The sequence below is a fragment of the Enterobacter cloacae complex sp. 309I3 genome, from assembly GCF_050031595.1.
In the GTDB taxonomy this organism is placed as follows: Bacteria; Pseudomonadota; Gammaproteobacteria; order Enterobacterales; family Enterobacteriaceae; genus Enterobacter; species Enterobacter cloacae.
This window is the reverse complement of record NZ_JBLGWI010000001.1, coordinates 3,715,310-3,727,777: the sequence shown is the minus strand read 5'-3', so window position 1 is coordinate 3,727,777 and position 12,468 is coordinate 3,715,310. Positions and strand designations below refer to the sequence as shown.

At 54.2% G+C, this 12,468-nt stretch carries 15 protein-coding genes; 10 read left to right on the top strand and 5 right to left on the bottom strand.

Annotated elements, in window-relative coordinates; translation table 11 throughout:
- The first annotated feature begins 93 nt into the window (after nt 1-93).
- Nucleotides 94-531: a type II toxin-antitoxin system RatA family toxin gene (locus ACQG22_RS17755; RefSeq protein WP_008502504.1), complete on the top strand. Its 438-nt coding sequence runs from the start codon at nt 94-96 to the stop codon at nt 529-531.
- Nucleotides 521-808: an RnfH family protein gene (locus ACQG22_RS17750; protein WP_003863119.1), complete on the top strand. Its 288-nt coding sequence runs from the start codon at nt 521-523 to the stop codon at nt 806-808. Before ACQG22_RS17755 ends, ACQG22_RS17750 begins: the two co-directional genes overlap by 11 nt.
- Nucleotides 809-916: 108 nt before the next feature.
- Here ACQG22_RS17750 and bamE read toward each other — a convergent pair whose 3' ends face one another.
- The 3 genes from bamE to nadK all read right to left on the bottom strand — a co-directional run bounded on the left by bamE (nt 917) and on the right by nadK (nt 4,019).
- The gene (gene bamE, locus ACQG22_RS17745) at nt 917-1,255 is read right to left on the bottom strand and encodes an outer membrane protein assembly factor BamE (protein WP_003863121.1); all 339 of its coding nucleotides are present in this window, start codon (nt 1,253-1,255) and stop codon (nt 917-919) included.
- A 138-nt stretch (nt 1,256-1,393) separates the two neighbouring features.
- A complete protein-coding gene (gene recN / locus ACQG22_RS17740; RefSeq protein WP_014832954.1) occupies nt 1,394-3,055 on the bottom strand; it encodes a DNA repair protein RecN in 1,662 nt (553 codons plus the stop codon).
- Between the two features lie 85 nt (nt 3,056-3,140).
- Nucleotides 3,141-4,019: an NAD(+) kinase gene (gene nadK / locus ACQG22_RS17735; RefSeq protein WP_013098356.1), complete on the bottom strand. Its 879-nt coding sequence runs from the start codon at nt 4,017-4,019 to the stop codon at nt 3,141-3,143.
- Nucleotides 4,020-4,141: 122 nt separating this feature from the next.
- On the opposite strand from nadK, the gene grpE reads away from it, so the two are divergent.
- Nucleotides 4,142-4,735 carry a nucleotide exchange factor GrpE gene (gene grpE / locus ACQG22_RS17730; protein ID WP_013098354.1) on the top strand — a complete coding sequence of 198 codons (594 nt, stop codon included), beginning with the start codon at nt 4,142-4,144 and terminating at the stop codon, nt 4,733-4,735.
- 52 nt (nt 4,736-4,787) lie between these two features.
- On the opposite strand, the gene ACQG22_RS17725 is transcribed toward grpE, so the two are convergent.
- Both ACQG22_RS17725 and ACQG22_RS17720 read right to left on the bottom strand, forming a co-directional pair.
- A complete protein-coding gene (locus ACQG22_RS17725; protein WP_028028086.1) occupies nt 4,788-6,074 on the bottom strand; it encodes an HlyC/CorC family transporter in 1,287 nt (428 codons plus the stop codon).
- Between the two features lie 18 nt (nt 6,075-6,092).
- Entirely contained in the window at nt 6,093-6,884 is a 792-nt protein-coding gene (locus tag ACQG22_RS17720) for a cytochrome C assembly family protein (protein ID WP_014832951.1), read from the bottom strand.
- Between the two features lie 166 nt (nt 6,885-7,050).
- Here ACQG22_RS17720 and ffh point away from each other — a divergent pair, with 166 nt between their 5' ends.
- The 7 genes from ffh to ACQG22_RS17685 all read left to right on the top strand — a co-directional run bounded on the left by ffh (nt 7,051) and on the right by ACQG22_RS17685 (nt 12,467).
- A complete protein-coding gene (gene ffh, locus ACQG22_RS17715; protein WP_013098351.1) occupies nt 7,051-8,412 on the top strand; it encodes a signal recognition particle protein in 1,362 nt (453 codons plus the stop codon).
- A 116-nt stretch (nt 8,413-8,528) separates the two neighbouring features.
- Nucleotides 8,529-8,777, top strand: coding sequence for a 30S ribosomal protein S16 (gene rpsP, locus ACQG22_RS17710; RefSeq protein WP_003863133.1), 249 nt, complete (start codon nt 8,529-8,531; stop codon nt 8,775-8,777).
- 15 nt (nt 8,778-8,792) lie between these two features.
- Nucleotides 8,793-9,332: a ribosome maturation factor RimM gene (gene rimM / locus ACQG22_RS17705; protein WP_013098350.1), complete on the top strand. Its 540-nt coding sequence runs from the start codon at nt 8,793-8,795 to the stop codon at nt 9,330-9,332.
- A 31-nt stretch (nt 9,333-9,363) separates the two neighbouring features.
- Nucleotides 9,364-10,131, top strand: coding sequence for a tRNA (guanosine(37)-N1)-methyltransferase TrmD (gene trmD, locus ACQG22_RS17700; protein WP_369706992.1), 768 nt, complete (start codon nt 9,364-9,366; stop codon nt 10,129-10,131).
- A gap of 43 nt (nt 10,132-10,174) precedes the next feature.
- The gene (gene rplS, locus ACQG22_RS17695) at nt 10,175-10,522 is read left to right on the top strand and encodes a 50S ribosomal protein L19 (RefSeq protein WP_002914145.1); all 348 of its coding nucleotides are present in this window, start codon (nt 10,175-10,177) and stop codon (nt 10,520-10,522) included.
- Between the two features lie 132 nt (nt 10,523-10,654).
- Nucleotides 10,655-11,059, top strand: coding sequence for a DUF2946 domain-containing protein (locus ACQG22_RS17690; RefSeq protein WP_369706993.1), 405 nt, complete (start codon nt 10,655-10,657; stop codon nt 11,057-11,059).
- A gap of 37 nt (nt 11,060-11,096) precedes the next feature.
- The gene (locus tag ACQG22_RS17685; protein ID WP_369706994.1) at nt 11,097-12,467 is read left to right on the top strand and encodes a PepSY-associated TM helix domain-containing protein; all 1,371 of its coding nucleotides are present in this window, start codon (nt 11,097-11,099) and stop codon (nt 12,465-12,467) included.
- Nucleotide 12,468 lies beyond the last annotated feature (1 nt).

Here is a 12,468-nt window from a genome sequence, read left to right as displayed (position 1 = left end):
TAACGCGCTATCTTAGCACGAGATGAGGCTTAGCGTTTTTTTAACAGGTGATAAATGTTATTATTTGTCCGTTGTGTGACCATGGGAAATGCTATGCCTCAGATTAGCCGTACTGCGCTTGTACCTTACAGCGCGGAACAAATGTATCAGTTAGTGAACGATGTTCAGTCTTATCCAGAATTTATCCCTGGGTGTACCGGGAGCCGCGTTCTGGAGTCTGGCCCGACGCAGATGACGGCGGCGGTGGATGTCTCCAAAGCGGGGATCAGCAAGACGTTCACCACCCGCAATACGCTGACGAACAATCAGAGTATTTTGATGCATCTGGTGGATGGTCCATTCAAGACCCTGATGGGAGGCTGGAAGTTTACGCCGCTGAGCGCTGATGCCTGCCGCATCGAGTTCCATCTGGACTTTGAGTTTACCAATAAGCTGATTGAGCTGGCGTTTGGCCGCATCTTCAAAGAGCTGGCGTCCAATATGGTTCAGGCGTTCACGACCCGCGCCAAAGAGGTCTACAGTGTCGCATAAGATAGCTGTGGAAGTGGTCTACGCGTTGCCTGAGAAGCAGTATCTGCAGCGCGTGACGCTGGAAGAGGGCGCAACCGTTGAGGCGGCTATCCGAGCTTCTGGCATTCTGGAGCTTCGTCGCGATATCGATCTGGCAAAAAATAAAGTCGGCATTTACAGCCGCCCGGTGAAGCTGGGTGATGTGCTGAAAGAGGGCGACCGGGTGGAGATTTATCGCCCGCTGATTGCCGACCCGAAAGAGCTGCGTCGCCAGCGTGCGGAGAAATCTGGTAAGTAGTGCTTTTCTCCATCAGTGGCGCTGCGCTTACCGGGACTACGATCCAGTGCGAAATGTCGATACAAAAAAGGTGCTCATTGAGCACCTTTTTGCATTTCTGACGCCGGATTATTTGGTCAGGGCAGGCTTGTTGTCGATGTTGGTCAACACACCAGCGCTGCTGAAGGTCAGCGTCAGGGTCTGCTGGGTCACATCTTCGTGGCCTGGCTGCTGACGGAATACATAGAACCAGGTGTTGGTGCCGAACGGATCGGACATCATCGGGGTTCCCAGTGCATAAGCGACCTGCTGTTGTGTCATCCCTACACGGATTTTAGACACATCGTTAGGGGTAAGGTAGTTCCCCTGGTTGATGTCAGGACGGTAAACCACTTTCTCCAGAGTGGAACAGCCTGCGGTCAACATCAGAAGAACCGCAGCGGCAGCGGTCAGCGTTTTACAGCGCATAGTGATTTGATTCCTTTTCGGGCCCGAGCAGTACGCGGCTCATATGTAATATGCCGATGATAATAGACCTTGCCCCACTTTGAAACCGGTCTGGCGGCGTTTTTGTTGTTCTGTATGACCCTGAGATCCCGAAAAAGTTTATGCCGCCAGCAGTTCTTTCGCATTCGCGAGCGTATTGCGGGTGACTTCGCTGCCTCCCAGCAGACGAGCCAGCTCCTGCAGGCGCGAGCGTTTATCCAGCGGTTTCATGTGCGTTTCGGTCATTTCACCGTCCGTTTCTTTGCTGACGATAAAGTGATGATGACCACAGCCCGCCACCTGCGGCAGGTGGGTGACGCACATCACTTGGGTCGATTCACCGAGCTGGCGCAGCAGTTTACCCACTACCGCCGCCGTCGGACCGCTGATCCCCACATCCACTTCATCGAAAATCAGGGCCGGGGTTTCCATTTTACGGGCGGTGATAACCTGGATCGCCAGAGCAATACGGGAGAGCTCACCGCCGGATGCCACTTTGGAAATAGGCTGTAACGGCTGGCCTGGGTTGGTGGTGACACGGAATTCGATGCGATCCGCGCCTTCCGCCGTCAGGGAGTTCTCTTCGAAGCGAACATCAATTGTGAATACGCCGTGTGGCATCGCCAGCGTATGCATGCTGTCGGTGATGTGCTGGCTGAGTTCCTGAGCATAATGCTGACGAACATCATGCAGCTGTTTCGCCGTGGTCAGCGCCTGCTGATGGTGCTGGTTTACCGCCAGAGTCAGGGTTTCCAGTGAATCAGCCTGATCGTCAAGTTGCTGCTGTTCATCAAGGAGAGACTGATAGAAAGCAGGCAACTCTTCCGGCGTGACGTGGTGCTTGCGCGCCAGCGAAATCTGACGGGAAATGCGCTGTTCCAGCTCAAACAGGCGATTGGGATCGAGATCCAGACGTTCACAGTAGTGGCGCAGTTCATCACCGGCTTCAGAGATTTGAATTGCCGCCTCTTCCAGCATATCCAGCACGCCGGACAGTTTGCTGTCCATGCCCGCCAGCTCGGTAACAAGCTGACGCACGTTATACAGCTGGCTTTGCAGATTAACGTCTTCGCCATCTGCCAGTAAGGTGAGGGCGTTCTGGCTGGTAGAGAGCAGATGGCCACTGTTGGCCAGACGCTTGTACTCTTCGTCAATGAGTTCGAACTCACCCGCCTGCGGATTAAACTCGTTCAGTTCTTTGAGCTGATACTCCAGCAGCTCGGCGCGTGCGGCACGCTCCTGGCTTTGCTGCTGGTGCTGAGCCAGCTCGCGACAGCTCTGGTGCCACTGGCGATAGTGTTCTGCCATCAACTGAGTAAGTGCATACTCACCTGCATAGCCATCGAGTAGCGATTTTTGCTGCTCCGGCTTAACCAGCTGCTGATGCGCGTGCTGACCATGGATTTGAATTAGCAACTGGCCCAGCTCGCGAAGCTGAGAAAGCGGTACCGCCGTGCCGTTGATAAAACCGCGTGAACGACCGTCGCTGCTGATAACGCGACGAAGTAAACACTCACGTCCATCTTCAAGCTGGTTTTCTTCGAGCCAGCGCAGGGCTGCAGGGGTGTCTTTCAGGGAGAAGCGAGCGCAGAGGTCAGCACGGTTGGCGCCCATGCGCACCATGTCACCCTCAGCACGCCCGCCAAGGCACAAGCCGAGGGCATCAATGGCAATGGATTTACCCGCACCGGTTTCCCCGGTGATCGCCGTCATGCCGCTGTGGAAATCGATCTCAAGCTCACGAACAATGGCAAAGTTGCTGATGGTCAGTTGTGCCAGCATAATTGTTTTCCTGTATGAAAAACCATGACTGTGTTTTCATACAGTATAAACTGGTTTTTTATACAGTAAAGCACTGGATGAAAAATCAGAACAATTTTTTTGACCAGCCAAGCTTCGAGCTTAATGTGTTGAAATAGCTGTAATCTTTCGGGTGAATAAGATTCAGGTGATAATCACACCGACGAATCAGTACATCTTCACCTTCCTGAATAGGCAGTGCGATCTGGCTGTCGCAGCTGATCTCCAGGTCATTACGGCGGTGCGAGAAACGCAGGCGGATGGTGCTGCTGCCGTTAATCACCAGCGGGCGGGCAGAAAGGGTGTGCGGGAACATCGGCACCAGCGTAATGGCATCCAGCGAAGGCGTCAGGATTGGTCCTCCCGCGGAAAGCGAATAGGCGGTCGAGCCCGTCGGCGTGGAGATAATCAGCCCGTCAGAGCGCTGGGAGAACGCGAAGATTTCATCGATATACACTTCGAACTCAATCATATGCGCCACTTTGCCGGGGTGAAGTACCACCTCGTTAATGGCGGTGCTGATGCGTTTCTGGCAGTCCTGCTGACACACCTGCGCTTCCAGTAAAAAACGTTTTTCGCTGATGTAATGTCCTTCCAGCACATCGGCCAGCTGCTGCTGCGCGTTGTCCGGGTCGAGGTCGGTCAGAAAACCGAGATTGCCACGGTTGATGCCGATGACTTTTATGTCGTAGCGGGCCAGCGTGCGAGCCGCGCCAAGCATGTTGCCGTCGCCGCCGACCACCACGGCAAGATCCGCCTGCTGTCCAATCTCTGCCAGCGTGCCGGTTTTGACGCTCTTAAGCTGCAGCTCCTGAGCGATCTGCTGCTCAACCATCACTTCATAGCCTTTGCTACACAGCCAGCGATACAACATTTCATGTGTCGTCAATGCCGTAGGGTGACGCGGGTGCCCGACGATCCCAATACACCTGAAATGATTATTCATTTTCTGGAGGTCCTTGTGCCTGATGAATGATGACAATCTCTCTTGTTCCCTTGAATCCAGGAAACTGATCCCCATAATAAGCGAAGTTAGCGAGATGAATGCAGAAAAACGCGGAGAAATTCATGAGTAGTAAAGAACAGAAAACGCCTGAGGGGCAAGCCCCTGAAGAAATTATCACGGAACAGCACGATGAAGTTGAGGCTGTAGAGCCAGACGCATCTGCTGAGCAGGTGGACCCGCGCGATGAAAAAATTGCGAATCTGGAAGCCCAACTGGTAGAAGCACAGAATCGCGAACGCGACAGTGTTCTGCGCATCAAGGCGGAAATGGAAAACCTGCGTCGTCGTACCGAACAGGACGTTGAGAAGGCGCATAAGTTTGCGCTGGAGAAATTCGTCAACGAACTGCTGCCGGTAATCGACAGCCTCGATCGCGCGCTGGAAGTGGCTGATAAAGCGAATCCGGACAACGCGGCGATGATCGAAGGTATCGAACTGACGCTGAAATCCATGCTGGACGTGGTGCGTAAGTTTGGTGTGGAAGTGATTGCCGATACCGACGTCCCGCTGGATCCTAACGTACACCAGGCAATTGCGATGGTGGAATCGGAAGACGTTGAAGCCGGTAAAGTGCTGGGCGTGATGCAGAAAGGGTATACCCTGAACGGCCGTACCATCCGTGCTGCGATGGTAACCGTGGCGAAAGCGAAAGCGTAATTTGCCGTCCCGTAGTGCCGGGCGGCGGCTTCGCCTTGCCCGGCCTACAACTTTATTCCGCGATACTTTCGCGCAGTGGTTTAACAGGCAGGACCTTCACCTGCTTAATCATATTGTCCTGCACGTCCAGGATATCAATATCATACTGTTCAATGCGCACCCGCGTGCCCGCCGCCGGGATCTCTTCCAGTGCTTCCAGAATCATCCCGTTCATGGTGCGAGCCTCATCTTCCGGCAGATGCCAGTTAAAGGCTTTATTGAGTTCGCGGATGTTCGCGCTGCCGTCAATCAGCACCGAACCGTCGTTTTGCGGCGTGACCTCTTCCGCAAGAGAAGGGGACATGGAGGTGGTAAAGTCTCCAACAATCTCTTCCAGAATATCTTCGACCGTCACCAGCCCCTGAATATCGCCATACTCATCGACCACCAGACCGACTTTCTTCTTGTTACGCTGGAATTTTACCAGCTGCGTGCTGAGCGGCGTTCCTTCCGGCACGTAGTAAATCTCGTCGGCGGCGCGCAGCATCACCTCTTTAGTGAACTCTTTTTTCTCGGTCATCAGGCGATAGGCTTCCCGCACGCGCAGCATACTGATGGCGTCGTCCAGGGAGTCGCGATACAGCACAATGCGTCCGTGCGGGGAGTGGGTCAGCTGGCGGACGATGGCCTTCCAGTCGTCGTTAATATCAATCCCGACGATTTCGTTACGCGGCACCATAATGTCGTTAACGCTGACCTTTTCCAGATCCAGCACCGACAGGAGCATGTCCTGATTGCGGCGTGAAATCTGCGAGCGGGATTCGTTCACGATGGTGCGCAGCTCGTCTTTGCTGAGTGCACTGCTGATGGCGACGTCGGCTTTGATGCCGACCATGCGCATCAGGATACGGGTGACCATATTCAACAGCCAGACCAGCGGCATCATCAGGATCAGCAGCGGTGCCAGCAGGAAGCTGCTCGGGTAAGCCACTTTTTCCGGGTAAAGCGCAGCGATGGTTTTGGGCAGCACTTCCGCAAACACCAGCACCACAAACGTCAGTACGCCGGTAGCAATCGCGACCCCGGCGTTGCCGTACAGGCGCATCCCGACAATGGTGCCCAGCGCAGAGGCGAGGATATTGACGAGGTTGTTACCGATAAGCACCAGGCTTATCAGGCGATCCGGTTTACGGAGCAGCTTTTCAACGCGACGTGCGGCACGGTTACCCTGTTTAGCACGATGACGTAACCGGTAGCGGTTTAAGGTCATCATGCCGGTTTCCGAACCAGAGAAATAGGCGGAGATGACCACCATGACGATCAGCGTAACGATCAGCGTGGTGGTAGAGATGTGTTCCAGGGGGAACTCCTTTGTTACTTAGCCAGCAAATTGCTGTATGAAGCGACTTCCGAAATAGGCAAGGGTGAGTATGCCCGCACCCGCGACATTGAACCAGACCACGCGACGACCGCGCCAGCCCTCATGATAATGGCCCCATAACAGCACAATATAGACAAACCACGCGATGATGGAGAGCACCGCTTTGTCGATATTCTCCACGCTGAACAGGTTTTTCATATAAAACAGGCCAGTGCAGAGCGTTAAGGTCAATAATACTACGCCGACCTGGGTGATGTGGAACATCTTACGCTCAATGACCATCAGCGGCGGCATCTCATGGTTAAACGCCAGCTTTTTGTTTTTCAACTGGTAGTCAATCCAGGCGAGCTGCATGGCATAGAGCGCGGCAATGATCAGCGTTGCGTAAGAGAACAGCGACAGGCCGATGTGCACCAGCATGCCCGGCGTGGCTTCCAGATGCGTAATGAACTCATTGGGCATAAAGGTAGCTAAGGCCAGATTGATCAGCGCGAAGGCATAAACAATGGGCAGCAACAGCCAGCCACGATTCTTAGAGGCGACAATGGTCATCACCGTACAGATCATCAGGCTGACCAGCGAACCGACGTTCAGCACGCTCAGGTTTTGCACGCTGCCGTCACCGGGAATGATGCGCGATTCCAGCGCAAAAGCGTGACTAATCAGTGCGATCACCGCCGACAGAATAGCCATGCGCCGCCAGCCGCTGTTTTTTTGCAGCAGTCCGGGAATGATCAGCGCAAGGCTGACAGAGTAGGCAACAAGGGCGATCAGTGCGAAAACAGGCATATAGGCATCGACAGTTGTCTTAATAAGAAAGAGAAGCAGTATAACGTTACGTGACGCCTGCTCCAACCGTTGCATAACAACAAAGGCGCCTTCATGTTATACTCCGGCAAAATTCTGTGTATGTGTCGCTCATGGCGGCCCAACGTTTCTACTCAGGCGAGAGACAATGTTTGATAATTTAACCGATCGTTTGTCGCGCACGCTGCGCAACATCAGCGGCCGCGGACGCCTTACCGAAGACAACATCAAGGAAACGCTGCGCGAAGTGCGCATGGCGCTGCTGGAAGCAGACGTCGCGTTGCCGGTTGTTCGTGATTTTATCAACCGCGTTAAAGAGAAGGCGGTTGGTCATGAAGTTAACAAGAGCCTGACCCCGGGTCAGGAGTTCGTCAAAATCGTTCGTAACGAACTGGTTTCGGCGATGGGCGAAGAGAACCAGGTTCTAAACCTGGCGGCTCAGCCTCCGGCCGTCGTGTTGATGGCGGGTCTGCAGGGTGCGGGTAAAACCACCAGCGTCGGTAAGCTGGGTAAATTCCTGCGCGAGAAGCACAAGAAAAAAGTTCTGGTGGTTTCTGCGGACGTTTATCGCCCGGCGGCGATCAAACAGCTGGAGACCCTGGCGCAGCAGGTTGGGGTCGATTTCTTCCCGTCTGACGTGGCCCAGAAGCCAGTCGACATCGTGAACGCAGCGCTGAAAGAGGCGAAGCTGAAGTTCTACGACGTGCTGCTGGTGGATACCGCCGGTCGTCTGCACGTCGACGAAGCGATGATGGACGAAATCAAACAGGTGCATGCTTCTATCAACCCGGTAGAGACCCTGTTTGTGGTTGACGCCATGACCGGCCAGGATGCGGCGAACACCGCGAAAGCGTTCAACGAAGCGCTGCCGTTAACCGGCGTGGTGCTGACCAAAGTGGACGGTGACGCCCGCGGCGGTGCGGCGCTTTCTATTCGTCATATCACCGGTAAGCCGATCAAATTCCTCGGTGTGGGCGAAAAAACCGAAGCGCTGGAGCCGTTCCACCCGGACCGTATTGCCTCCCGTATCCTCGGCATGGGCGACGTACTGTCGCTGATTGAAGATATCGAGAGCAAAGTTGACCGTGCGCAGGCCGAGAAGCTGGCCAGCAAGCTGAAAAAAGGTGACGGTTTCGATCTGACCGACTTCCTTGAGCAGCTGCGTCAGATGAAAAACATGGGCGGCATGGCAAGCCTGATGGGCAAACTGCCGGGCATGGGCCAGATCCCAGACAACGTAAAAGCGCAGATGGATGACAAGGTGCTGGTGCGTATGGAGGCGATCATCAACTCAATGACCCTCAAAGAGCGTGCTAACCCGGATATCATCAAAGGTTCCCGTAAGCGCCGTATCGCAGCCGGTTGCGGCATGCAGGTGCAGGACGTTAACCGCCTTCTGAAACAGTTCGACGACATGCAGCGCATGATGAAGAAAATGAAGAAAGGCGGCATGGCGAAAATGATGCGTGGCATGAAAGGCATGATGCCACCCGGTTTTCCTGGGCGATAATCGCTTTTGAGATTGCTTTTTGCCCGAAAATGAGTAAAATTTTCGGGCTTTTAATATGACACCCGGGCTCCGTTCCTCGATGGGGCCCGGTTGTTTTATTCACACAAGAGGATGTTATGGTAACTATTCGTTTAGCACGTCACGGCGCTAAAAAGCGTCCGTTCTACCAGGTTGTTGTGACTGACAGCCGTAATGCACGCAACGGTCGCTTCATCGAGCGCGTTGGTTTCTTCAACCCACTGGCCGCTGGCGCAGAAGAAGAAACTCGTCTGGATCTGGATCGTATCGCTCACTGGGTTGGCCAGGGCGCGACTGTTTCCGATCGCGTTGCTACGCTGATCAAAGCAGCAAACAAAGCAGCTTAATCTGTCACGGTGGTCATGATGAGCAATAAAGCACCTGTTGAACCGATTGTATTGGGCAAAATGGGTTCTTGCTACGGTATCCGTGGTTGGCTCAGAGTGTTTTCCTCCACTGAAGACGCTGATAGCATTTTTAATTACCAGCCCTGGTTTATTCAGAAAGGCGGTAAGTGGGAAGAGGTCGAGCTGGAAAGCTGGCGTCACCACAATCAGGACATCATCATCAAGCTGAAAGGCGTTGACGATCGTGATGCCGCGAATGCACTGACTAATTGTGAAATTGTCGTGGATTCGTCGCAGTTGCCGGAGCTTGAAGAAGGCGACTATTACTGGAAAGACCTTATGGGTTGCCAGGTAGTCACTACTGAAGGCTACAGCCTGGGGAAAGTCATCGACATGATGGAAACCGGGTCTAATGACGTTCTCGTCATTAAGGCAAACCTGAAAGATGCATTTGGCATCAAGGAGCGGTTGGTTCCGTTCCTCGATGGACAGGTTATCAAGAAAGTCGATCTCGCTACTCAAACGATTGAAGTAGATTGGGATCCTGGTTTTTAAATTCTCCGGATAAACGGTAAAAGACGGCGCTATGTGGATTGGCATAATTAGCCTGTTTCCTGAAATGTTCCGCGCGATTACCGATTACGGGGTAACTGGCCGGGCAGTAAAGAATGGCCTGCTGAGCATCCAGAGCTGGAGTCCTCGTGACTTCACGCATGACCGGCACCGTACCGTGGACGATCGTCCTTACGGCGGCGGACCGGGGATGTTAATGATGGTGCAACCCTTACGGGACGCCATTCACACAGCAAAAGCCGCGGCAGGTGAAGGCGCAAAGGTGATTTATCTGTCACCTCAGGGACGCAAGCTTGATCAAGCGGGCGTCAGCGAACTGGCGACGAATCAAAAACTGATTCTGGTCTGTGGTCGCTACGAAGGGATAGATGAGCGCGTAATTCAAACCGAGATTGACGAAGAATGGTCTATCGGCGATTACGTTCTCAGCGGTGGTGAGTTACCCGCAATGACGCTGATTGACTCCGTCGCCCGGTTCATTCCGGGAGTACTGGGCCATGAAGCTTCGGCAACGGAAGATTCCTTTGCCGATGGGTTGCTGGACTGTCCACACTATACCCGTCCTGAAGTGTTAGAAGGGATGGAAGTCCCGGCAGTGTTACTGTCAGGAGACCATGCTGAGATACGTCGCTGGCGTTTGAAGCAGTCGCTGGGCCGAACCTGGCTTAGAAGACCTGAACTTCTGGAAAACCTGGCTCTGACTGAAGAGCAAGCAAAGTTGCTGGCCGAGTTCAAAACTGAACACGCGCAACAGCAGCATGAACATGATGGGAATGCGTAATACGCTCCCGAATATCAGTTTACCCAGGATAAGAGATTAAATTATGAGCAACATTATTAAGCAACTTGAACAAGAGCAGATGAAGCAGGACGTACCTTCCTTCCGTCCAGGTGACACCGTGGAAGTGAAAGTATGGGTTGTTGAAGGTTCCAAAAAACGTCTGCAGGCATTCGAGGGCGTGGTTATCGCTATTCGTAACCGCGGTCTGCACTCTGCATTCACTGTTCGTAAAATTTCCAACGGCGAAGGCGTTGAGCGTGTCTTCCAGACTCACTCTCCGGTAGTTGACAGCATTGCTGTTAAACGTCGTGGTGCTGTACGTAAAGCTAAACTGTACTACCTGCGTGAGCGTACTGGTAAGTCTGCTCGTATTAAAGAGCGTCTGAACTAAGATTCGCTTAAGCGACATCCTGTTAGAAAGGGCTGGCCGAAAGGCTGGCCCTTTTTTTATCCCATCGCATCTCTCGTGTTAACCCTTTCGTCATAAATCATTTACAATGCTGGCCTCTTCCGTGGAGGGTAAGTGATTAACGTACTGCATCAGCATAACTGGAAACGCGCAGCGGCATTGACCGCGCTGTTTGCGATCCTGCTGATCGTGATCGCACCGCTGATCTCCGTCTCGCTGCAAAAAGATCCCATGAGTGCCATGCCGGGGATGCATCATGACATGAGCATGATGTCGATGGATGAGTACCACGGCGATATGCAGCACAGCATGCCGGTTGACCATGCGGGAGCCTGTGGCTACTGCGTGCTATTAGCCCACGTGCCGGGCATGATACTCGCGCTGATTGTGCTGCTCAGTATCGTGCTGCAAAGGCTGCGTGTCAGGATGCCGCGTCAGGCGGTCAGCCACTGGCACTTTTTCCCCTGGCTTTATCCTGATACCCGCGCGCCGCCGCGGCAGTCTGCTTTTTCCCTTTAAAAAATATCGATAACTTTTTGCCTTAAATAGGAAAAGTATGACTACCTGCACTCCGCGCGCGGCATGGGGAAACCTGCTGCGTCGACTCCATTTCTATGTCGGGCTGTTTGTCGGCCCGTTTATCTTCTTCGCCGCGCTGACCGGTACGCTGTACGTGGCGACACCGCAGCTGGAAAATATTCTGTACCGGCACGCGCTCCATACGGATTCCGTGGGGGAACTCCAACCGCTGGCGGAACAGATCGCCGTGGCGGAAAAAAACATCGGCACCGAGCTGCGTTTATACGCCGTTCGTCCTGGCCTGGCTGCGGGTGAAACCACCCGGGTGATGTTTGCCGACCCGTCGCTTGGCCCATCGGAGACCCGCGCTATTTTTATCGATCCCGTTACTCTTGCGGTGCGTGGCGATATGACCGTGTATGGCACCAGCGGGATTTTACCGCTACGCCAGACCATTGATTATCTGCATACGTCCCTGATGCTGGGTAACGTTGGTCGGCTCTATAGCGAGCTGGCCGCCTCGTGGATGTGGGTCGCTGCGCTGGGCGGGATTGCGCTGTGGTTTTATACCCGGCCAAAACGTCGGCTCAACAATCGTTTTCAGAACCGGCGTCGCCTGCATGTCACGCTGGGCTGGGTGCTGCTGGGGGGAATGTTGCTGTTTTCTGCGACCGGCCTGACGTGGTCCCAGTGGGCGGGTGGCAACGTGGATAAACTGCGCGCGCAGATGAACTGGCTCACGCCGCAGGTGAACACCACGCTTTCGGGTGCGCCCGTCACGATGGATGAGCACGCTGAACACCATGGGCATCATGCTGGCATGATGATGCCCGACATGACGATGGATCTGACCCAGTTCGATGGCGTATTGCACGCTGCCCGCCAGGCCGGGATTGATGCGAATAAACTCGAAATCCGCCCGGCGAAAAGCGCTGACCAGGCGTGGACCGTGACGGAAATTGACCGCAGCTGGCCGACCCAGGTGGATGCCGTTGCGGTGGATCCAAATTCCATGCAAATTCTGGACAGAACCCGCTTTGAGGATTTCCCGTTAATGGCAAAGCTGACCCGCTGGGGGGTGGATTTCCATATGGGGATCTTATTCGGGCTGGTTAACCAGTTACTGCTCGTCGCATTTGGCCTGGCGCTGTGTGTGCTGATTGTCTGGGGATACCGGATGTGGTGGATGCGTCGTCCGGCCCAATCAACGGCGGATCCGCTTCAGACGCTTTGTCAGTGCTGGCTGGCGCTCCCGGGATGGGGAAAAGCCGTCACGGTGGTGGTCAGCGTATTGCTGGGGCTGGCATTGCCGGTGATGGGCGTGAGCCTGGCGCTGTTTATGCTGATTGACTGGCTACGCTGGCGAGCGGCAACTGGCGTGTCGCTCGCACAATCATCCATTAAATAAG